19 protein-coding genes and 1 riboswitch are annotated in these 20,347 nt (G+C 61.8%); of the genes, 12 read left to right on the plus strand and 7 right to left on the minus strand.

Translation table 11 applies throughout. The features are described from left to right. Positions 1-128: 128 nt before the first annotated feature. Complete coding sequence (locus H6F58_RS13655) at positions 129-1,223, plus strand: mechanosensitive ion channel domain-containing protein (protein ID WP_195181963.1); 1,095 nt, start codon at positions 129-131, stop codon at positions 1,221-1,223. An 85-nt stretch (positions 1,224-1,308) separates the two neighbouring features. Here the strand turns inward: H6F58_RS13655 and H6F58_RS13660 are convergent, their stop codons facing one another. Both H6F58_RS13660 and H6F58_RS13665 read right to left on the minus strand, forming a co-directional pair. After that, a complete protein-coding gene (locus H6F58_RS13660; protein WP_236995193.1) occupies positions 1,309-1,953 on the minus strand; it encodes a YqaJ viral recombinase family protein in 645 nt (214 codons plus the stop codon). 64 nt (positions 1,954-2,017) lie between these two features. After that, positions 2,018-2,278 (minus strand): thioredoxin, encoded by a 261-nt coding sequence (locus H6F58_RS13665; protein ID WP_146276077.1) that lies wholly within the window; start codon positions 2,276-2,278, stop codon positions 2,018-2,020. A gap of 129 nt (positions 2,279-2,407) precedes the next feature. Here H6F58_RS13665 and H6F58_RS13670 point away from each other — a divergent pair, with 129 nt between their 5' ends. The 3 genes from H6F58_RS13670 (at position 2,408) to H6F58_RS13680 (ending at position 5,721) form a co-directional block, all read left to right on the plus strand. Continuing rightward, the gene (locus tag H6F58_RS13670; protein WP_146276075.1) at positions 2,408-3,148 is read left to right on the plus strand and encodes an ABC transporter ATP-binding protein; all 741 of its coding nucleotides are present in this window, start codon (positions 2,408-2,410) and stop codon (positions 3,146-3,148) included. Then, complete coding sequence (locus H6F58_RS13675) at positions 3,145-4,470, plus strand: FtsX-like permease family protein (protein ID WP_195181964.1); 1,326 nt, start codon at positions 3,145-3,147, stop codon at positions 4,468-4,470. Before H6F58_RS13670 ends, H6F58_RS13675 begins: the two co-directional genes overlap by 4 nt. 192 nt (positions 4,471-4,662) lie before the next feature. Further along, positions 4,663-5,721 carry an ABC transporter substrate-binding protein gene (locus tag H6F58_RS13680; RefSeq protein ID WP_146276071.1) on the plus strand — a complete coding sequence of 353 codons (1,059 nt, stop codon included), beginning with the start codon at positions 4,663-4,665 and terminating at the stop codon, positions 5,719-5,721. Between the two features lie 3 nt (positions 5,722-5,724). Here H6F58_RS13680 and H6F58_RS13685 read toward each other — a convergent pair whose 3' ends face one another. Then, positions 5,725-6,519: an MBL fold metallo-hydrolase gene (locus tag H6F58_RS13685; RefSeq protein WP_195181965.1), complete on the minus strand. Its 795-nt coding sequence runs from the start codon at positions 6,517-6,519 to the stop codon at positions 5,725-5,727. A 20-nt stretch (positions 6,520-6,539) separates the two neighbouring features. Between H6F58_RS13685 and H6F58_RS13690 the strand changes: the two genes are divergently transcribed. The 3 genes from H6F58_RS13690 to H6F58_RS13700 are packed head-to-tail and all read left to right on the plus strand — an operon-like array spanning position 6,540 to position 10,582. Next, positions 6,540-7,589, plus strand: a complete 1,050-nt coding sequence (locus tag H6F58_RS13690) for an iron chelate uptake ABC transporter family permease subunit (RefSeq protein ID WP_060702468.1) — start codon at positions 6,540-6,542, stop codon at positions 7,587-7,589. Between the two features lie 11 nt (positions 7,590-7,600). Further along, positions 7,601-8,674 (plus strand): iron ABC transporter permease, encoded by a 1,074-nt coding sequence (locus H6F58_RS13695; protein WP_195181966.1) that lies wholly within the window; start codon positions 7,601-7,603, stop codon positions 8,672-8,674. Positions 8,675-8,677: 3 nt separating this feature from the next. Then, positions 8,678-10,582: an SIP domain-containing protein gene (locus H6F58_RS13700; protein WP_195181967.1), complete on the plus strand. Its 1,905-nt coding sequence runs from the start codon at positions 8,678-8,680 to the stop codon at positions 10,580-10,582. 81 nt (positions 10,583-10,663) lie between these two features. On the opposite strand, the gene H6F58_RS13705 is transcribed toward H6F58_RS13700, so the two are convergent. Continuing rightward, the gene (locus H6F58_RS13705; RefSeq protein ID WP_195181968.1) at positions 10,664-11,140 is read right to left on the minus strand and encodes a MarR family transcriptional regulator; all 477 of its coding nucleotides are present in this window, start codon (positions 11,138-11,140) and stop codon (positions 10,664-10,666) included. A gap of 103 nt (positions 11,141-11,243) precedes the next feature. Between H6F58_RS13705 and H6F58_RS13710 the strand changes: the two genes are divergently transcribed. Further along, on the plus strand, positions 11,244-13,088 hold the full coding sequence (locus H6F58_RS13710) for an ABC transporter ATP-binding protein (protein WP_195181969.1): 1,845 nt from the start codon (positions 11,244-11,246) through the stop codon (positions 13,086-13,088). Here H6F58_RS13710 and H6F58_RS13715 read toward each other — a convergent pair. After that, positions 13,085-13,570, minus strand: coding sequence for a MarR family transcriptional regulator (locus tag H6F58_RS13715; RefSeq protein WP_195181970.1), 486 nt, complete (start codon positions 13,568-13,570; stop codon positions 13,085-13,087). The genes H6F58_RS13710 and H6F58_RS13715 overlap by 4 nt on opposite strands. Before the next feature lie 204 nt (positions 13,571-13,774). Here H6F58_RS13715 and H6F58_RS13720 point away from each other — a divergent pair, with 204 nt between their 5' ends. Next, on the plus strand, positions 13,775-14,896 hold the full coding sequence (locus H6F58_RS13720; RefSeq protein WP_195181971.1) for a glutathione S-transferase C-terminal domain-containing protein: 1,122 nt from the start codon (positions 13,775-13,777) through the stop codon (positions 14,894-14,896). Here the strand turns inward: H6F58_RS13720 and H6F58_RS13725 are convergent. Continuing rightward, positions 14,893-15,198, minus strand: coding sequence for a hypothetical protein (locus H6F58_RS13725; RefSeq protein WP_146276061.1), 306 nt, complete (start codon positions 15,196-15,198; stop codon positions 14,893-14,895). The genes H6F58_RS13720 and H6F58_RS13725 overlap by 4 nt on opposite strands. A 117-nt stretch (positions 15,199-15,315) precedes the next feature. Here H6F58_RS13725 and H6F58_RS13730 point away from each other — a divergent pair, with 117 nt between their 5' ends. Then, a complete protein-coding gene (locus H6F58_RS13730) occupies positions 15,316-16,239 on the plus strand; it encodes an RNase H family protein (protein WP_146276059.1) in 924 nt (307 codons plus the stop codon). Positions 16,240-16,316: 77 nt separating this feature from the next. Here the strand turns inward: H6F58_RS13730 and H6F58_RS13735 are convergent, their stop codons facing one another. Next, on the minus strand, positions 16,317-17,768 hold the full coding sequence (locus tag H6F58_RS13735) for an APC family permease (protein ID WP_146276057.1): 1,452 nt from the start codon (positions 17,766-17,768) through the stop codon (positions 16,317-16,319). A 263-nt stretch (positions 17,769-18,031) separates the two neighbouring features. Here H6F58_RS13735 and H6F58_RS13740 point away from each other — a divergent pair, with 263 nt between their 5' ends. Together H6F58_RS13740 and H6F58_RS13745 are read left to right on the plus strand one after the other, a co-directional pair. Next, positions 18,032-19,192, plus strand: coding sequence for a serine hydrolase domain-containing protein (locus H6F58_RS13740; protein WP_195181972.1), 1,161 nt, complete (start codon positions 18,032-18,034; stop codon positions 19,190-19,192). Positions 19,193-19,240: 48 nt separating this feature from the next. Continuing rightward, positions 19,241-20,029 (plus strand): SGNH/GDSL hydrolase family protein, encoded by a 789-nt coding sequence (locus tag H6F58_RS13745; RefSeq protein WP_309245038.1) that lies wholly within the window; start codon positions 19,241-19,243, stop codon positions 20,027-20,029. Positions 20,030-20,130: 101 nt separating this feature from the next. Beyond that, a riboswitch (glycine riboswitch) is annotated at positions 20,131-20,228 on the plus strand. Positions 20,229-20,347: the final 119 nt, after the last annotated feature.

Genomic DNA, 20,347 nt, shown 5'->3' on the forward strand with positions numbered 1-20,347 from the left:
GTGCCATCCTTTTTGCAATCATCGTAGCTATTCGACTGTGATCAAGACCGCTCGGATTCGCTGGGTTCCGTAGGCTGCGGCAAGGGCTTGCACAGCATTTATTTAGTGCCATATGACATCCTTTAAACATGTCACCTACCCCCGTTGAACCTCTGGACGAGACCGTCGAGGAAGTCATCAGCGTTTCAAGCGTCCTCCCCGCATCGTTGCAATTCTGGGCTGTTCTCCTGGCCGGCGCAGTGGTTGCCGCTATCTTGGCTTTTGTTTTCAGCGCTATTGCCCGCCGCATGCTCAAGCGCATTGGCGTGGATGAAGCTGATGTGAAGGCCACCCGCCTTCCATTTTTCGGCCTGATTACTTCTATCGTTGCCAAGTCCGCCTTTGCGCTCTTCTATCGAGATCGTGACTGGTACAACCCGTGGCAATTCGTCATTCTGATCATCCTGGTGACGTTCCTGACCTGGTTCATCATCAAGCTGGTTCTCGTCATCGAGGCAGGCATGATGTCCCGCTTCGAATCGAAATTCGGACCCGGACGCCGACTGGCCAAGGTGCAAACCCAGGTGGGCTTGATGCGCCGTGTGCTCATTGCGGTGCTCTGCATCTTGGCCGTAGCCGCCGTCTTGCTGACTATTGAACAAGTGCGAGCACTAGGCGCCGGACTGCTGGCCTCGGCAGGACTGGCCTCGGTAGTGGTCGGTTTGGCCGTTCAATCCACCCTCGCGAACGTCTTCGCAGGTTTGCAGGTCGCTTTCACCGATTCCATCCGGGTGGATGACACCGTGGTGGTTGAAGGCGAGCGCGGCACTGTCGAAGAGATCACCTTGTCCTATGTGGTGGTCCTGTTGCTCGATGGCCGCCGAATGATCTTGCCTTCCACGTACTTCACCACGACGCCATTTGAGAACTGGTCACGGCGCAGCACCGAGATTTCGGGCAATGTGGCACTGCAGCTGAAGCTCAACGCGCCAATCGAATACCTGCGCCAGCGCAGCACGGAACTGCTTGAGTCCTCGGACCTGTGGGACGGGCGCGACAATGAGCTGCTGGTGACCGACGCGCAAAACGGTCTGCAAACCGTAACCGTCTACCTCTCAGCGCGCAATGCTGGAGACCTGTGGGGCCTGCGCAATATGATTCGCGAAAAACTGTTGGCGGAGTTGCTCGATAGCTATCCCGAATGCCTGCCTGATCCGAGAATCGTTCCAACAACCCCGGGCTAAGCCTCGAATAATGGCCAAGAAACCAGTAGATCCTTGGAAGCCGCCAGTGAACTGGCTCCCAAGGATCTACTGCGTTGTGCAGCAATTACAGGCGCAGGGCCGCCGGGCCGTAGTCGTTGTAGCGTTCCTGCCGGGCTGTCGCCTCGCGCAATGCTGAAATCAAGGCTTCAGCCTTATCGATCAGATCTTGAATCAGGTCATCATCCCGTTCGACCCACAGGTACTCGGGCACCGCGCGCACCGGTACGAAGTCCTGGTGCTCTTCCCAGACGAACAGGGTTCGCTCGGCACCGATGACGTGCTGTTGCCAGAGGATTTGGCGCAAGTAGTTCTTGGGGATCTTCTTGAACGGCTTGTTCGTGGTCTTGATTTCCGCCAAGACCGGAGCGCCTGACGCATCGAAGCCCAGGCCGTCCGGGGTAGCCAGATGGAGCTTGGAGTTCTGGGCGTGGAACAACTGGGATGAAGGGAAGATATTAAAATTCTCCTGCACCCAGGCCGCGATGACTGGTTCGCGTTTGCGCCCGTGATCGGTGTAGGTGTTGCCGGAGAATCCATTGCCGTAGAGCTTGTCCCAGGCCGCGTTCTTGATGGACTTCTCGGTGGATAGCTTGGCGACGTCGGTTGCCGTGATGCCTTGAGCGCGTGCCCTGAGCCATTCAATGCGGTTGGCTGAATCAGCTAAGACACGCTGGAAACACTCATGTTCAACGCCAGGCACAGTTATCACTTGATCTATTCTTCCCCATCATTGCCGCAGAAGCGTGCATCTCGGGGCTCCAAGTCACGTGAGACTAGTCGCTGGCGCGTGCAATGGCAGCCAAAAGCTGAGGCAGCGTGGGTGTATCGCTGGCTCTGAATTTCTCCGTGCTGCCTCGCATCAGCCTGATTACCGGTGTGCTGGTGATTCCCAATTCCTCGCCGCGCTGGACCTGCTCCACAACATTGATTTCTTCCACCTGCAAATCCGGCAGCAGTGCCTGGGCGCGTGCCACAGTTTGCCTCGTGCGGATGCACGGTGCGCAGAACGGCTGCGTATACAGTTCCAATTTCATGGGCAGTTCAAGAACTCCTGGGGTACTGGTTCATGGCGCCGGCGCTCCTACTGGAGGATGAGCCTGACAAGGCGCGACTTCGCCCTGCGCGCCGATGCGCGCAGAACTCGATATTGAAAACATGGAATCATGCTTGAAAATTCCATTGGCCATCCACCCGTACTCCTTGCCCAGAACCTTTGCCGGAGCTTTGGCTCAACCACCGCGCTGAACCGCGTTAATCTCGAAATCTCCCTTGGAGAATCATTGGCGATCATGGGTCCGTCCGGATCCGGAAAATCAACGTTGCTGCATGCCTTGGCCGGCATTGAGCTGCCCGACTCGGGAAGCCTGATGCTCAACCTGCCCGGGCAACAGCCGGTGGACGTCCAGGAGCTCGGAGATAAGGCGCGAACCAAGCTGCGCCGGCAGTCCTTCGGGTTCGTTTTCCAATCAGGCCTGCTGATCCCGGAACTCACGGCTGAAGAAAACGTGGCCATGGCCCTGATGATCAATGGCACCCCCCGGGCTGCCGCCATCGCCCAGGCAGGCCAGGCGCTTGTTGCCCTGGGGCTGGCCGGCATGGAGCAACGTCGAATCGGGCAGCTCTCTGGCGGACAGATGCAACGTGTAGCTATCGCCCGCGCACAGGTCACCGGGGCCATGGTCGTATTCGCCGACGAGCCCACTGGCGCCTTGGATTCCGCAACGGGTACCGAGGTGCTTGAGACCTTGCTGGAGTGCACCGTAGGCCAGGGCAAGTCCCTGGTTATGGTCACCCATGATCCTTCTGTTGCTGCACAGTGCGATCGCGTCGTAAAACTGCACGACGGGCAATTGATCAGCGACAGCCGGCGCGGCACCAGCGCGATGGGCGGGGATGTTCGATGAACATTCTGCACCTTGCCTGGTTGCTCGGGCGTCCGGCTAAAACCCGTCTGGCACCGCAAATCCTAACCGTTAGCGCCTACGCCTTGGTCAGTGCGATTTTGCTGATCGTCTTGGGCGGCGCTTATTCCTTTACCAGTTTTGAGCTTGAGGCACAGGGTGCCTATCTGCCTTTGGCCGGGCTTGCCGTGGTGCTGCTGGTAGTGCCGCTGATGGTCCTCGGCTCCGCGGCGGCCAGGCTTTCGGCACGAGCCAATGACCGGGCGCTGTCCTCGCTGCGCCTGCTTGGTGCCACCGGCTCGCAGATCAGCCTGGTAGCCATTGTGCAGGCCGCCGGTACTGCCCTGGCGGGAGCGCTCGCCGGGGTCGTGCTGTATCTGGCCTGTGCGCCGGTGGCATCGCTGATTCAGTTCCAGGGCGCACCCATCGGGACGGCCATCTACCTGCCCGCATGGGCATTGGCGATTGCAGTATTCGCAGTCGTCGTGCTCTCGGCGGTGAGCGCGGCAGCCGGTTTGCGCAAGCTGATGATCACCCCATTGGCTGTGGCCACGCGTCGCAGCGTGCCGGTCCCCAGCTGGATTCGGGCGTTGATCACCGTGGGCGGCATCCTGCTGTTGTGCCTGCTCTTCTCCAACCTGGGGCAGGTGGCGCAGAGCATCGCAGTGATCTTGGCGGTAATTGTTGGAGGCTTTGGCTTTGGCCTGCTGGTGTTGAATCTCGTTGGGCCCTATCTGGTGTCCAAGGTAGGGCAGAGCAAGCTGAAGAAAGCCGATACCCCGCAACAGCTGTTGGCCGCCAGGATGATCCTGGAGAACCCTGCCGAATCCTGGCGACAGGTTTCCGGCGTTGCCATGGCATCATTTGTTGCCGTGGTGGGTGGAAGCGGCGCGGCGATGATGCAGGCTTCCCCAGCCGAGGAAGCCAGCAACAGCTGGTACGACTATTTGCCCGGAGACATCCTGACTGGCGTTCTGCTGACGCTGGCGATTACCTTAATCTGCGTGGCGGCATCCTCGGCCATTACGCAGAGCGCCGGCACCTTGGACCGCGCGGAACTCTATTCAGGGTTGCATCGCCTGGGCATGCCATGGAGCACGATGAATGCGGCACGGACCAAGTCCTTGATGATCCCGGCGCTGGCGGCCTCCGTCGCTTTTGCCATTGCTTCCACCGTGCTGGTATTTCCGCTGGCTGGGATGGCAGTGATCTTCAGCCCGTTGACGGTGATCACGGTCATTGTCGCAGTGTTACTCGGATTGGTGCTGGTGCGAGCATCAATTTCGGTAGCTGATCCGGGCCGATTGCTAGCGGCTCGAGAATAAATTCCGTGGTCAACAGCTGCTGGCCTGCCTCCATGTGTGGCTAGCTTCACTTATGGGTCGGTGATTAGAGACGTTTCGTGTTGCGTATTGATGGGCCTAGCGCGTATTGTGGCATACGGTTCGGATAGGTAAACCTAACCTATCTACACCAACATGTTTACAGAACCTCGCATAGTCTGGAATCACCGACCCATGAATATTTCACGTCGCGCCGGGATCTTCGCCGCGTCCACCGCAATCCTCGCCCTGAGCCTGACCGCATGCGGTTCGGCAAGCAACTCCGCAGATTCCTCGGCGGATGCTTCAGGCACCTCTGCAAGCGACTTCACTCCGGTCACCATCAAGAACATTTATGGCGAGACCAAGATCGACAAGGCTCCGCAGCGCATCGCCACGATTTCTTGGGTCAACGCCGACACCCTGCTGGCACTGGATACCGTTCCAGTGGGCATGGACACCGACGCCTACGGCCAGAACGAAAACAACTCCACCGAGTGGAAGGACGAGGCGCTCGCAAAGCTGGACGCCTCCATCGGCTCCGAGAAGGCTCCTGTGCAGTTCGCTACCGGTGACGATCCGGACTACACGGCTATCGCCAAGACCAAGCCAGACGTCATCTTCGCCCCGTATTCGGGCTTGAAGAAAGAGCAGTACGAAAAGCTGCAGGAAATCGCCCCGGTTGTGGGCCCGATTGAGCCGAATTACCTGACCAGCTGGCAGGACGCGACTGAAGCTGCCGGCCAGATGCTGGGCAAGGAAGAAGAAGCCGACGCGCTGATCGAGAAGGTCGAAGGCGACCTGGCAAAGGTCGGCGAAGAGAATCCGGTACTGAAGGACACCACCTTCATTGCTGCCGACCTTTCCGCTCCGGATACCGCCTATGTCTACTCGCAGGGCGACACCCGCCCGCGCTTCCTCGAGGCCCTGGGCATGAAGCAGGCCGACTATGTCCAGAAGAACGCCGCCAAGGACACCTTCTTCTTCACCGTTTCACCTGAAAAGGTCAACGAGTGGGATTCGGATATCGTCTTCGCTTCGGCAGTAGCCGGAAACACCACCAAGGACATTGTGAAGTCCCAGGCGTTGTATGGCCAGATTCCGGCCGTGAAGAACGATGCCCTGGCCCTGCCGGGCACCGATGAAGCAACTTTGGCCATTTCAGCCGCTTCGCCGCTGTCCCTTGAATGGTCCTTGGACAAGGTTGTTCCAAAAATCGTGAAGGCTGCTGAAAACGCAGCAGCCGCAAAGTAGCGGCTAGCGATTCGACGCTAGATAGTGCAACTGCGCTTCCAACGATCGGCTAGCCGCGCCCGCCAGGCGCGGATCCAGGTCGGGGTAGACGAGCTCCAGCAATTCGGCTGGGGTGGCGTCCGCCCCGGCCTTGCCGAGTTTCTGCAGGGCGGCGCGCACTTGGTCCAGCCGGGATTCCCGGTGCTCAAGGTAGGCACGCAGCAGCTGATGCGAGGTTCCATGCTGCTGCCCGTGCGCCGGATGCAAGGGCATGTCCGGCAAATCCAGCAGCCTGTTCAGCGAAGCGAGATAATCGGACAGCGTTCCATCTGGATGCTCCAGGATGGTGGTGCCCCGGCCCAGAACGGTATCGCCGGTGAACAGGTGCGAGTCCTGCACCGTGAAGCACACCGAATCCGAGGTGTGTCCAGGGGTGGAAAGCACCTGGATGTCCACCCCGGCCAAGCTGATCACCTCATGGTCTTCCAGCACGGGGGCGTCGCGGCAGAATTCAGCCAGCTTCGCGCGGACCGGCGCCCCGGCCAGCTGGCGCAAGCGATCGATCCCGCCGGTATGGTCCGCATGGCGATGGGTGACCAGCACCAGCTGGATATCGAATTGGGCCAGCGCCTGCAGATGCGCTTCAAGCTCGGGACCCGGGTCGATGAGCACCACCGGGGTGCCCGGCGCCAAGGCCGGGGACCCCGGTTCGAAGAGCAAATAGGAATTAGTCCCATCCAGCGTCATCTCCGAGGGATTGTCGGCCGTAAGCAGGCCGATGCCGGGAGCAATAACGGTGGGCGAGGAAAGATGTGCCATAGCAATGAGTGTAGGAACCAATGACCGCGACTGAAAGCACGACGCGCCAAGCGCAGGAGCGCACCGGGCCCCGATTGCCCCGGAAAGTCGGTGCCTTCCTGATCCTCGGGGCGCTGCTGGCAGTGGCCATAGCCGCTTCGCTGCTCTTCGGCGCCCGATCGGTGTCGCTGGGCACCGCCAGCGATGCCCTATGGCATTTTGACCCGAACAACGGGGACCAAGGCGTGGTGGCCTCGCGCTTTGCCCGCACCGTCGGGGCGATTGTGGTCGGAGCGGCGCTGGGCCTGGCCGGGGCTGGACTCCAGGGGCTGACCCGCAACCCGCTGGCCGACACCGGGATCCTCGGGCTGAACGCGGGTTCTTCCATGAGCGTGGTTGTGGCCATCGCCTTCTTGGGTGTCAGTTCATTGGCCGGCATCATGCTGGCAGCCTTTATTGGCGCGGCCGTGGTGATGACCCTGGTGTACCTGGTGGCCAGTGTCGGCCGCGAGGGAGCAACTCCGATCAAGCTCGCCTTGGGCGGCGCGGCCCTGGCAGTGGGCGTTGGGGCCATGACCAACGCGATCCTGATGGTCTCTGATTCCACCTTGGACCGCTTCCGCAAATGGCAAATCGGATCATTGTCCAGCACCCCGATCGACACCTTCCTCGGGGCGATACCGATGGTGGCCCTCGGCGCGCTGATCCTGCTGTCCACCGCGCGGGTTTCCAATGCGGTCGCCATGGGCGATGACACCGCCACCGCCCTGGGCTTCAACCTGGGCCGCGCCCGCCTGCTCGGATCGATCGGCGTGGTCATCCTGGCCGGCACCGCTACCGCGGTGGCCGGGCCGATCGCCTTCGTCGGGCTGATGATCCCGCATGCGGTCCGCCTGCTGGTGGGCTCCGATTACCGCTGGCTGATGCCCGGCAGCCTGCTGGCCGGTCCGGTGCTGCTTCTGGCCGCTGATACCGTGGGACGGGTGATCGCGCCGCCGAGCGAAATCCAGGTGGGCGTGATGTGCGCGATGATCGGCGGACCGCTGTTCATCCTGATGATGCGCAGCGGCATGAAGTCGGTGAGCCTGTGAGCACGAAGGAAATGACTAGAGCAGCTATGAGCCAGCCCGCCGCAGACGAATCCGGGCCGGCGCCGCAAGGCGCGCCGGCCAAGGCCGCGGTGAGAAGGAACCTGGCACGCCGGACCGCCGTGTGGATGGCCGTGGCCATGGTGCTCGCCATCATCGCCTACCTGTTCTGGGGCAGGGATCGATTGCCTGCGGCAGAAGTCCTGCAGGTGCTGGGCGGGCAGAAAGTCCCCGGCACCAGCTTCATCATCATGTCCGACAGGCTTCCGCGCGTTGCGGTCGGGGCCTTGGCTGGAGCCGGGCTGGGCATCTCCGGCGCCCTCTTCCAGCGCTGGCTGGGCAACCCGCTGGCCAGCCCGGACGTCATCGGCGTTGGCTATGGCGCATCGGCTGCCGCCGTCCTGGCCATGATCACCCTGGGCTATAACGACTGGAGGCTCAACGCCTTCGCGCTGGCCGGCGGCCTGGTTGTCGCCGCGCTGATCTATTGGCTTTCGGCCTCGGGCAAGCGCACCGGGCCTCGGCTGATCCTGGCCGGCCTGGCCATCGGCGCGATGCTCCAGGCCCTGATCCAATACTTGCTGACCCAGGCGCAGGTGAATACCGCCAGCGATGTGATGCACTGGCTGACCGGCTCGCTCTCCTCCAGCAACTGGCACAGCGCCCTGGTCCTCCTGATCAGCCTCGGAGCGATCGGCGTGATCCTGCTGCCCTTCGTCGTGCGCCAGCTGAAGATGCTGGAGCTGGGCGAAGACTCGGCGGCCGCCTTGGGCGTGAACGTGAGCCGGGCCCGGATACTGCTCGTGGTTGTTGCCGTGGCCATGGGCGCCTTGCCCATTGCCATGACCGGCCCGCTGGCCTTTGTGGCCTTCCTGGCCGGGCCGATCAGCGCGGCGCTGAGCCGCGGGCCGATCCACATCCCGCTGGCGGGATTGACCGGTGCTGCCCTGGTCGTCGTTGCCAACTTTTTTGCCGCGAACTTGTTCGCGGGTCTTGCACTGCCGGTAGGTGTCATCACCGGCGCATTCGGCGCACCCTTCCTGATTTGGATTCTGGTGCGCGCCAACTCAACCGGAAGCGGGGCGTAACCCATGGCCACTTTGCAGGCTAGCGATCTGACCTTGGCCTATGACAAGGTCACCATCGTCGACGAGCTGTCCTTGGATATTCCCACCGGGCAGGTGAGCATCGTGGTGGGCGCCAATGGCTGCGGCAAGTCCACGCTGCTGCGTGCCCTGTCCCGGCTGCTCAAGCCATCGGGCGGCCAGGTGCTGCTGGACGGGGCAGATATCCACTCCAAGCCGGCCAAGGATGTCGCCAAGACCCTGGGATTGCTGCCGCAGTCGCCGACCGCGCCGGATGGGATTACCGCCCGCGAGCTGATCAGCCGTGGACGCTACCCGCACCAGGGGCTTTTCAAGCGCTTCTCCGCAGAGGACGAAGCGGCGGTGAATCGCGCGATGGAGCTGACCGGCACCATCGAGCTGGCCGATCGCGCGGTGGATGAGCTCTCCGGCGGACAGCGCCAGCGCGTCTGGATCGCCATGGCCCTGGCCCAGGAAACCGATCTGCTGCTGCTCGACGAGCCCACGACCTTCCTGGACGTGGCCCACCAGCTGGAAGTGCTGGACGTGGTCAGCGAATTGAACCGCAGCCGCGGCATCACCGTGGTCATCGTGCTGCACGATTTGAACCTGGCCGCCCGCTACGCCGACTACCTGGTGGCCCTGCGCCATGGCAAGATCTACGCTGCGGGCCACCCCAATGAAGTGGTCACCGAAAAGACCGTCAAGGATGTCTTCGGCATGCCCAGCCGGGTGATCCCGGACCCGGTAGGCGGAACCCCGCTGGTCTTGCCCATTGGACGGCACCGGGTGCTGCGCACCGAACAGGTGCTGGCCTCCAAGGGCATTTTCCGCAGCGAGCCGCAAGCGCTGGAGCCCGAAGCCGCACCGGCCGCCGCGCGGAGCGGCAACGAGGATGCCGCCGAAGCCACGGCGCTGGATTATCGTCCGGCCTACGAGCATGTCCCGACCCTGGCTTTTGACACCACGGTGGTCAACCGGCAAGAGCTCTCTCCTTCCTTCCGCCGGCTGACCGTCAGCGGCAAGGACCTGGACTATTTCGGGACCAACAGCCACCCATTGGATATGCGCATCAAGCTGCTGCTGCCTCCGGCTGGCGGAACGGCCCTGACCGATGAAATCGCCTCGATGCGCCCGCAGGCCATGACCAGCCCAGCGGAGCAAGAAGGCTGGTACAAGCGCTGGCTGTCCATTGATCCCGATACCCGCGGCTACATGCGAACCTATACGGTCCGTGCCTTCCGCGAGGCCGGCCACCGCGACAACCAGGGGCTGACCGCGGAACTGGATATCGACTTCGTGATGCACGGGCACCTGGTGGATGGAAAGCTGCAAGGCGGACCGGCCACCGAATTCGGCGACCGCGCGCAGGTCGGAGACCAGCTGCTGTTGCTGGGCCCGAACAAGTTCCTGAACGACGCGAGCTACGGCGGCATCGAATTCCGCCCGGGCGAAGCGCGGCGAATCGTGCTGGCTGGCGACGAAACCGCGGCCCCGGCGATCTGCGCCATTCTCGAATCCCTGCCGTCGAATGTTACCGGGCATGCGCTCATCGAGGTTCCCGAGACCACCGACATCCTGGGTGCTTCGACCCGTTCGGGTGTTTCGGTGCAGTGGCTGACTCGTGGCAGCCACGCCCATGGCGAGCTGTTGCGCAATGCCCTGAGCCAGGTGGTGGCGATTCCTGCAGCAGGAGTGGTGCATACCAATGCCGAGCCGGAGGACATCGATGTGGACTCGCAGATCTTGTGGGAGACCGGGCAGGCCAATAAGGCGCCGTTCTATGCATGGATCGCCGGCGAAGCGGGAACGGTGAAGGAAATGCGCCGCTACCTCGTCCGCGAAGCAGGCATCGACCGCAAGCAGGTGGCATTCATGGGCTACTGGCGCCACGGCAAGACCGAGAACTAATTCTGCCTCAGTGCAGAACGAGGGCCACGGCCCGGTTAACCACGCAGCGGTTATCCGGGCCGTGGCCCTTTAAAGCGGAATTCAGTGTACGGGCCCTGGCTCCTTGCACGCCGAGCGTGCCGGCCGCGGATTGTCCCGGTCGAGGATTTCCAGCAGCCTCGCGAGTTCTTCGCGGTCCGGCGGCGAAAGCTTTTCGAAGTACCCTTCCATGCTTTCCCTGCGAAGCCGGGACATCTCGCCCAGCTGTGCACGGCCACTGGGACTTAAGGCGATCAGCGTTGCGCGGCGGTCTGCAGGATCCGGGGTGCGGATCACCAGCTGCTTGGCCTCCAGCTGGTCGACTACCTCGGTGGTGGAGCGCGCTGCGATATGCAGCCGCTCGGCAAGCTGGGAATTGCGCAAGCCCTCGGACTCGGCATGCCCCAGCAGGGTCAGCACCCGTGACTGGTGCGGGGTGATTCCCAAGGGGATCAGCCCTTCCCTCCAGCGGCCCCGGATAACGCGCGAAGCGCGGAGGAAAAGATCTGCCAAGTCAGGCTTGGACTCTTCGTTCAGCATGGTTTCAAGAATAGTGTGTTCTTCAGAACAATTTCAAGATGGAACCACATAGTGAGGTTACCTCTGTTATTCTTTGGGGGAAGAGAATGATGGAGGAGGGCCGATGAGCGTGAATTCAATGCCTGGACATCCCGGTGGGCCGGCCGGCGGAGGCCGAATGAAAAATGCCGTCCAGGACAGGCAATGGCTGGCCGAACATCCGGTGTCGCTTCAGCGCGTAGCGGCACTGTTCCGCCCGCACTTGGGATCTGTCCTTGCCGTGGTGCTGCTGATTGCAGCCTCGTCCATCATCGGCCTGGCACAGCCCTTCATTGTCCGTGAGCTGATAGATGTCGCGATTCCCCAGTCCAATATCCGCTTCTTGGTGCTTGGCGCCGGGGGACTGGTCGCGATTGCCCTGGCCACCGCGGTGCTGGAGGTTTTGCAGACCTGGCGAGCCACCCTGATGGGGCAGCGCGTGATGCACCGGTTGCGAACCGGGCTCTTCACGCACCTGCAAAAGCAATCACTGGGATTTTTCACCAACTCGCGATCCGGCGACGTGCAATCCCGGCTGATCAATGACGTCGGGCAGATGCAGTCGGTGATCACCAACTCGGCAACGAGCATCGCCTCGAACTTGACCACCGTTGTGGCTACGGCCGTGGCCATGGTGGCAATTTCCTGGAAGCTGAGCCTGATTTCGCTGGTTGTCTTCCCGCCGGCCATCTTGCTGGCCAAGCAAACCGCGAAACTGCGTCGAGCGGTCACCGGCAAGCGCCAGCGCGAGATGTCGAACCTGGCATCACTCATTGAAGAGCGCCTGAGCATTTCCGGCGTTCGCCTCTCCAAGATCATGGGCACCGGTCCCGCGGATGCGCAGGCATTCGCAGGTTCCAGCCACAGGCTCATTGATCTTGAAATGAAAAGCGCACTAGCTGGTCGCTGGCGCATGGCCACCATGAGCATCATCTTCGCAGCCATTCCAGCGGCGCTCTATTTGGCTGCTGGCCTGCCGGTGACCGGTGATGGCATGAGCATCGGAACGCTGGTGGCCTTCACGGGACTGCAAGCCGGGATCTTCCGCCCGGTCATGGGGCTTATGCAGCTCTCGGTGCAGTGGGTATCCGCGATGGCGCTGTTCAGCCGCGTCTTCGAATACCTGGATGCGGATCAAGAACTCCCGGTGGCAGCTGAGCCAAAGGCGGTGGAGCCCGAGCGAATGAGCGGCGAGGTTCAGCTGCGTGATGTGAGTTTCCGCTACCCCCAGGCGCATAAGCCAACCCTGGACCAGCTGAATCTGACACTCAAGGCTGGCACCATGACGGCAGTGGTGGGAGCCACTGGCTCGGGAAAGTCGACGCTCGGCTCCCTCTTGCCTCGCCTGCTTGATCCAACCTCCGGGCAGGTGCTGCTTGACGGGGTGGACCTGAGGGAATACGACCCGCAGGGCATCTCCAGTGCGGTTTCCGTTGTTGCCCAGGAAAGCTACTTGTTGCACGATACGGTCCGGGCCAACCTGTTGTGGGCTGCGCCGGAGGCGACCGAGGAGCAGTTGTGGCATGCCCTGGAATCGGCGCAGATTGCCGAGCTGATTCGCAGCTTGCCCCTGGGCATTGAGACCGAAGTGGGGCAGCGGGGCCACCGGTTCTCCGGCGGCGAACAGCAGCGCCTGGCCATTGCCCGCACCATGCTGCGCGAACCCAAGGTCCTGGTGCTGGATGAAGCCACCAGTGCGTTGGATACCGTCACCGAGGCCTTGGTCCAGCAGGCATTGGACGAGCTGGCCGCAGGTCGAACCACGTTGCTGATTGCCCACCGGTTGAGCACAGTGATGCGTGCGGATCATATTGTGGTGCTTGATGGTGGGAAGATCGCAGAGGCCGGAACCTTTGGCGAGCTGGTGTCCCTCGGTGGGTGTTTCGCCCGCTTGGTCCAGAACAGCGAGCTGGCCTCGCGGGCAAGCTAGCAGCTGGAGTCCTTGAGCCCCTGCTGCTCGATCGATTCAAGAATCTTGGGCAATGCGGTCTCCAGGGCGCGGCGTTCGGCGGCGTCCAGTGAATCAAAGAGGGTTTCGCGCACAAAAGTCACGTGGCTCGGTGCCGCGTTTTCGATGGTTGCCTGGCCCAGCTCGGTCAGCGCAATCTGATGGCCGCGGCGGTCGGTCTCATCGGAGCAGCGACTGATCAGGCCCTTGGTCTCCATGCGGCGCAAGAGGTGGGAGAGGCGCGAGCGATCCCAGCGCAGTGCCTCGGCGACGTCCGCGGGACGTAAACTGGGTTCGGCTGCTTCGGAAAGCACGGCCAGGACCGAGTACTCCCCGGACTGCATTTGGGAATCGCGCATCAGCTGGCGATCCATGGCACTGGGGAATAGCCAGAGGAATTCGCGGATGGTTCTCCAGAGGTCCTGCTCGCTCTCGGACAGCCAGCGGGTCTCATCGCTCGTCATTTTTCTTCACCCTTTTAAAATCTTGCAGATCAGCAAATTTTGTTGACGCATCAATCATCTCGTGTAAAGTTTAATTTTGCAATATATGGTGACGCGTCAATCGGATATCTGATCCTGCTGCCATGTTCAATTGCTGCCGCTTGCCATAGTGTCGATAGGGGAGCGCGCAATCTTGATTGGCACGACGGACTGTGGAGGGAAAAGATGAGCGAGGAATATTCAACCAAGGGTGCCTATGTCACCGGCGGGGAATTCACCCGGGATACCAATTACATCCAAGACCGGATCGTGGCCGATGCGAACCCGGCAAATTACGGCAGTGAACACAACAACAGCAAGATCGGCCACCCGGACGCCGGCGTCAGCGAAGGCGCCCAGCTCTGGCCGGTGGAAGCCGGACGCTACCGGCTAGTCGCGGCTCGCGCCTGCCCATGGGCCAACCGCACGCTGATTGTTCGCCGAATACTTGGCCTGGAAGACGCGCTGTCTGTCGGACTGCCCGGCCCCACGCACGATGCCCGCAGCTGGACCTTTGACCTGGACCCCAGCGGGAAAGACCCGGTCCTTGGCACCGAGCGCATTCAAGAGAACTACTTCAAGCGCTTTGCCGACTACCCGCGGGGCATCACCGTGCCGGCCATCGTGGACATTCCCACCGGGGCGGTCGTCACCAATGACTACCCGCAAATCACCTGGGACCTGTCCACCCAATGGAAAGAATTCCATCGCGAAGGCGCGCCCAACCTGATACCGCAGGACCAGCTGGAGGAGATGCTCCCGCTGATCAAGCGCATCTTCACCGAGGTCAATAACGGCGTCTACCGCGCCGGCTTCGCGGGCAGCCAAAGCGCCTACAACGATGCCTATGACCGGCTGTTTGCCACCTTGGATTTCCTTGAAGAGCGCCTTTCCACCCGCCGCTTCCTCATGGGCGACCACATTACCGAGGCAGATGTCCGGCTCTTCACCACCCTGGTTCGATTCGATCCTGTGTATCACGGGCACTTCAAAACCAACCGGAACAAGCTCATCGAAATGCCGAACCTCTGGGGCTATGCACGGGATTTGTTCCAGACTCCCGGCTTTGGCGACACCATCGACTTCGAGCAGATCAAGGCCCACTACTATGTGGTCCACGAAGATATCAACCCCACCCAGATCATCCCCAAGGGGCCGGTCCTGGAGAACTGGCTGGAAGCGCCAGAACGCGAGCGCTTGGCCGACCAGGGCCCGTGGCTAGAAGGCACGGCCCCGGCGCCGGTGCGCCCGCAAGAGCGCGTCCAGTCCGGGCACAATCCGCTGTACCCTGCCGAACTGGCAGGCTAGTAGTCAAACCCCTGGGCTTCACAGGCCTTCTTGAATCCTTCAAGATCCGTGATCTCAGGGGTTTGCGGCTCCCGGAGATCAACCGCCTCGCGCAATTGCACGGTTGCGGATTGCGCGCCATGGGCTGCGGCCTTTTGCATATTGGTCTCTCCAACCCCCTGGGGCGCGTCAAGCCCGCCGCCAAAATGGATGCAGGCCGCATAGCCTTCTGGGTCCTGCTCCCTGAACTGATCAGTCGAGGGCGCCGAGCACGCGGCCAATAGCAGGGTGGTGGCCGCCAAGAGGGGCAAGATTTTCTTCACGCCACCCATGGTAGCCAGTGCACGGCAAGATGAAGTGCGAACAACGCCATAGATATCGCGGCGACATGGCCCAATCCAAGAGCCGGAGCCAGGCCGGTAGCGTGGCAGGATTAAACCATGACGATCATTGCTGCTGCAGATGGATCCGCCCTCGGCAACCCCGGGCCGGCCGGTTGGGCCTGGTACGTGGACGAAGCGAACTGGGCCGCTGGCGGCTGGGACCATGGAACCAATAACATGGGCGAGCTCCAAGCTGTCCTCGAGCTCTTCCGTTCCACCGCGCACCTGCCGGATGAAGAGCTGAAGATCCTCTGCGATTCGCAGTATGCCATCAACTGCATCAGCAAATGGATGCCCGGATGGAAAAAGCGCGGCTGGAAAAAAGCCGATGGCAAACAAGTCCTCAACCAGGACATCCTCAAGGAACTTGATGCCGCGATCCAAGGGCGGAAGTACACCTTTGAATGGGTCAAGGGGCACGCCGGCCATGAGCTGAACGAAGCCGCCGATGACCGCGCCCGGGCGGCAGCGACGGCGCATCAGCAGGGCACCGCTGTGGATGCTGGACCCGGCTACGCCGGTGGCGCACGCCCGGCAGCAGCCGCAGGCGGCACCGCCGCTGCGCCACCGGTTCCGGTGGCACCGGAAGTTCCGATCGCCGCCGAGGTGCACGCGGAGCCGGGCGCCGACTTCGCGGCCACGGTCTACGAACTTGAACTCGGCTTCCTCGACCCGCAGATCCGGTCCAGTTTCACCGAGCTCAAGGATTTCCTGCACCCCAGCTACCAGGAAGTGACCCGGCATGGCGGCCTGCTTGATGTCGCGACGATCGGATCGCTCTTGAGCGCCGGATCTTCCCTCCCGGGCACCGGCCAGATGCAGGTCCTGGCCACCCGCCAGATCAGCAGGGAAATGGTGCTGCTGGCCTACCGGATGAAGCCAGCCGGCACCGGGACGCTCATTGTCTCTTCGTGGTGGCAGCTAGGTGCCAGCGGCTGGAAGCTTCGCTTCCGGCAGGAAACCATCGAGCAGCCAGCCTAGGTCCTGCCGCCGGGCATAGGGCAAAAAACATGGTCTATCGGGAAAATCCCGATAGACCATGTTTTTGCCAAGATTATTTATTTGTAGTCGCCAGGGCGGGTCTCGATGATGCCCTTCTTGTAGTTGACGCGGTTGATCAGCCAGGTCAGGGCCCAAAGAGCCACGCCGATGACCAGCAGCAGGCCCGCGATCTCGTACTGCACCCAGTCAGCACGCGAACGCGCCCATGGGCCGGCGAGGAACAAGCAGAAGGCCACGCCAAGAATCGGGATGATGGTCGGTGCGCGGAACGCATCGTCCGGTGCCTTTTCGCGGCGCAGCACCAGCAGGGAAATGTTCACTACCGCGAAGACGCACAGCAGCAGCAGCGCAGTGGTGCCGCCCAGGGAACCGACAATGCCGTTCTCGCTGTCCAGGTTCACATAAGCCACCAAGGCGATGGCCAGGGCGGTGCTGAACAGGATGGCTACCCAAGGGGAGCGGCGGGTGGAGTGCACCTTGCCCAGGAACTGCGGCAGCACGCCCTGGCGCGCCATGCCGTAGAGCAGGCGGCTTGCCATGAGCATGTTCATCAGCGCCGTATTGACTACCGCAAAGACGGTCACGAACGGGAAGATGGTATCGATGGGAATGTTCGGTGCGCCGATGCGCACCACGTCCAGCAGGATGCCGGCATCCGGGTTCTTCGGGTTCAGCAGGTCGCCGGTGGGGATCACCATGATGACGGTGATGGCCACAAGCATGTAGATCACGGCGCACAGGCCCAGGCCGATGAGCATGATCTTAGGGAAGATCTTGTTCGGGTTTTTCGTCTCTTCCACCAAGTTGACCGAGTCCTCGAAGCCCACCATGGCGAAGAACGCGATGGCCGTGCCCATGGTCACCGCGGCGAAGAGGCTGCGATCCGAAGGGGTCTCGAAGACCACCAAGCGGCTCACGTCGCCCTGGCCCGAAGCGATAACTGCGAAGCCAATGCCGATAATCACTGCCATGATGGCCAGCGAAACGATGGTCAGCACCAGATTGAACTTCACGCTCTCGCCCACACCGCGCAGGTTGATCAGCGCAAGGAGAACGATGATGACAATGGCCGCCCACATGCCCGCCTGCGGGGTCGTGGGCACACCGTCAATGAATTGGCCGAAGCCGATCAGCAGGTTTTGCCCCACAAGGGTTGCCGACGTGGCAGCACTGGTAATGCCAGAGCAAGCCACGGTGAAGGCCACGATAAAGGTGACAAAATGGACGCCGAAGGCCTTGTGCACATACAGCGCAGCGCCGGCGGCGTGCGGGTATTTGGTCACCAGCTCCAGGTAGCTGAAAGCGGTGAGGGTTGCGATGGCGAAGGCGACCAGGAATGGCAGCCACGCTGCGCCGCCGACCTGTCCGGCAACCTTGCCGGTGATGGCAAAAATTCCAGCGCCGATGATATCGCCCATGATCAGGAATAGCAGCAGCTTGGGGCCGATCACCCGCTTGAGTTCTGCATCCTGGCTCTGGGGTATTGGCGTGTCACTATCCACAGTCATGCGATCGAGATCATCTCCTTCAATTATTGGTGGCAAGCATGACAAATTTAGTGGCTGCACCCAAAGCGGGCAACCTGTCTTCAGGGCTGGCTCACAGTTTCCGAAGTCCAGCGGTATGAATCACGGGATAAGCGGTAATTCGCTGGCAAACCTGTGACTTGACGTACGGATATGCTGGTAGGGATGCCCAGGGGCGCCAATCGTGAATTGCGCAGAATCCGACTAGGGTTAGTTGAAAAGCGAGAAGCAGTTTAAGGATGTAAATGGACTCGGTGATCAGCGAAGATTTCGCACCGTTGGCTCAGGCTCTTGAAGCGCGAGCTGCCGAAGAAGAGGACTATTCGGCGCAGCTGGCCGTATATCACCGAGGCGAGCTGGTGCTCAGCCAAAGCGTGGGTGAGCACCTTTCCGGGGATGCGCTGACTTGTGTTTTCTCCTGCACCAAGGGGCTGGGCGCGCTGGTCGTTGCCCTGCTGGTCCAGGATGGCCTGATCGACCCCGCCGCGCCGATGGCCAGCTACTGGCCGGAATTCGGCGCTGGCGGAAAAAATGCCCTGAGCGTCGGCGAAGTGCTCAGCCATCAGGCCGGCGTCCTCGGCGTTCCCGGGGGAGTGCCCAGCCAGGTGCTGCTGAACTCGGCAGAATACGCCAAGGTCCTGGCCTCCATGCCAAGCATCTGGCCGCTGGGCCAGAACATCGTGGGCTACCATGCCATCACCTTGGGGGTGCTCATGGAAGAACTGGTTCGCAGGGTCACCGGCAAGGAACTCAAGGAGATCTTTGAAGAGCGCATCCGCAAGCCGCTGGGGGTGGATGCCTATATCGGGCAGGATCCCGCGCTGGAATCCCGCTACCGCGACGTCTTGCCGGCCGCCGAAGCTCCCGCCGAATTTTTCGACCCCTTCTCACCGGCTGGCCTCGCCGTGAACTCCTCCTCCGGGTTCGCCCTGGACAGCGGCCCGGTGTACAACTGGCACGAGCTGGCCAATGCGGCGCAGGTTCGCGAACTTGGCCCGGCTTCCATGGGCGGCGTAGCCAGCGCGCAGGGCCTGGCCGCCATCTACGCGGCGTCCTTCGGTGCGGTTCCTTCCCTCGGCGCTTCGCGCGGATTGCTCAGCGAAGACACCTGGTCGCAAGTATCCACCGAGCTGGTCTACGGCCATGACCGCACCAATGGATTGCTGCAAGCCTTCGCACTGGGATTCATGAAAGCCACCGCGCGCAACAGCTACGGCTCGATTTTTGCCTACGGGCACGATGGGGCGAACTCCTCCCTGGCCTTCGCGGACCCGGCCTACCAGTTGGGCTTCGGGTTTATCCCCTCGCGCAGCGAGGGCGCCAGGGAAACCTCCACCGGGGTGCAATTGAGCCAGCTGTGCCGCCAGCTCATCTTGGCCAAGGGCGCCAAGGCGAAATCCAGCTAGCCGCAACGGCGCAACGCAAAATCATCAGCAAGACGAAGTGGGATTGAAGTGAAGAAGTTTCTGGCATTGGGTGATTCATTCACCGAAGGCGTCGGCGATGTTGATGCACAACGTCCAAACCAGGTGCGCGGATGGGCCGATCGAGTTGCCGAAGTGCTCAGCGCCCAGGGGGATTGGGAATATGCCAACCTTGCGGTGCGGGGCAAGAAAATTGGCCAGGTGATCAACCAGCAGCTGGACCAGGGGCTGTCCATGGCCCCGGACCTGGTGAGCATCTACGCCGGCGGCAATGACATTTTGCGGCCCACCGCGGATTTGGACGCGCTGATGCGCGGCTATGAGGGAATGGTCCGCCGCTTTTCCGAGGCCGGTTGCACCGTGATGCTCTTCACCGGTTTTGATACTGTCGAGTCCCCGCTGTTTTCCAGGACTCGCCCGCGCACGGCCATCTATAACGAGAAGGTCCGCGAGATCGCCGACAAGCACGGCGCGATCATCGCCGACTACTGGCGCTGGCGGGAATTCTCGGACCTGCGGTACTGGGCGGCCGACCGCCTGCATATGAATGAGCTTGGCCATGCGCTGATGGCTTCCAAGGTGCTCAACCTCCTGGGCGAAGAGCAGGTGGCCGAGGGCAACTGGGCCGAACAGATCCAGGCACCGGTGCTGCCCGAGCTGGCCGTGAACTCGCGCGGCGAGAAGCTCAAGGAAGAATTGGGCTGGGCCACCGAGCATTTGGTGCCGTGGATCAAGCGCCGCCTGACCGGAACGTCCTCCGGGGACTCCTTGTCAGCCAAGTATCCAGAGTACGTTCGGCTGGCCCTCCCGGCGAGCTAGAAGTTTTGTGACAGTTTTTCTGCCGAGGCGTCTTTGATGTTCCGCGCGCGGCAGGTAACATGGTGGTGTGCTGCGGGTCTGTGACCGGCAGCGTGCGCCATAGACGGATGGCGGGAGAGTCCCGTTCACACCATGGACGGGCGCCGTAGGAGCAATTCCTCCCCAGGAAACTCTCAGGCCCCCGTACCGCCATCACGAGGCAACTCTGGAAAGTAGCCGGCCAGTACCGGTTCACCGAAGGTGCAAGCGCCCGGCTTAGTTGGCCGGACGCGTAAAACTCTCAGGTAGTGCAACAGGGATGGGGAGGCAAAGCGTCCT

The organism is Glutamicibacter sp. FBE19 (assembly GCF_015524875.1).
Lineage (GTDB): Bacteria > Actinomycetota > Actinomycetes > Actinomycetales > Micrococcaceae > Glutamicibacter > Glutamicibacter halophytocola.

Coding starts and splice junctions, on each gene's coding strand:
- H6F58_RS13740 (WP_195181972.1), top strand. CDS start 18,032: ATGGACTCGGTGATCAGCGAAGATTTCGCACCGTTGGCTCAGGCTCTT.
- H6F58_RS13655 (WP_195181963.1), top strand. CDS start 129: ATGTCACCTACCCCCGTTGAACCTCTGGACGAGACCGTCGAGGAAGTC.
- H6F58_RS13715 (WP_195181970.1), bottom strand. CDS start 13,570: ATGACGAGCGATGAGACCCGCTGGCTGTCCGAGAGCGAGCAGGACCTC.
- H6F58_RS13680 (WP_146276071.1), top strand. CDS start 4,663: ATGAATATTTCACGTCGCGCCGGGATCTTCGCCGCGTCCACCGCAATC.
- H6F58_RS13700 (WP_195181967.1), top strand. CDS start 8,678: ATGGCCACTTTGCAGGCTAGCGATCTGACCTTGGCCTATGACAAGGTC.
- H6F58_RS13685 (WP_195181965.1), bottom strand. CDS start 6,519: ATGGCACATCTTTCCTCGCCCACCGTTATTGCTCCCGGCATCGGCCTG.
- H6F58_RS13735 (WP_146276057.1), bottom strand. CDS start 17,768: ATGACTGTGGATAGTGACACGCCAATACCCCAGAGCCAGGATGCAGAA.
- H6F58_RS13710 (WP_195181969.1), top strand. CDS start 11,244: ATGAGCGTGAATTCAATGCCTGGACATCCCGGTGGGCCGGCCGGCGGA.
- H6F58_RS13665 (WP_146276077.1), bottom strand. CDS start 2,278: ATGAAATTGGAACTGTATACGCAGCCGTTCTGCGCACCGTGCATCCGC.
- H6F58_RS13705 (WP_195181968.1), bottom strand. CDS start 11,140: ATGCTGAACGAAGAGTCCAAGCCTGACTTGGCAGATCTTTTCCTCCGC.
- H6F58_RS13695 (WP_195181966.1), top strand. CDS start 7,601: ATGACTAGAGCAGCTATGAGCCAGCCCGCCGCAGACGAATCCGGGCCG.
- H6F58_RS13730 (WP_146276059.1), top strand. CDS start 15,316: ATGACGATCATTGCTGCTGCAGATGGATCCGCCCTCGGCAACCCCGGG.
- H6F58_RS13675 (WP_195181964.1), top strand. CDS start 3,145: ATGAACATTCTGCACCTTGCCTGGTTGCTCGGGCGTCCGGCTAAAACC.
- H6F58_RS13690 (WP_060702468.1), top strand. CDS start 6,540: ATGACCGCGACTGAAAGCACGACGCGCCAAGCGCAGGAGCGCACCGGG.
- H6F58_RS13720 (WP_195181971.1), top strand. CDS start 13,775: ATGAGCGAGGAATATTCAACCAAGGGTGCCTATGTCACCGGCGGGGAA.
- H6F58_RS13670 (WP_146276075.1), top strand. CDS start 2,408: ATGCTTGAAAATTCCATTGGCCATCCACCCGTACTCCTTGCCCAGAAC.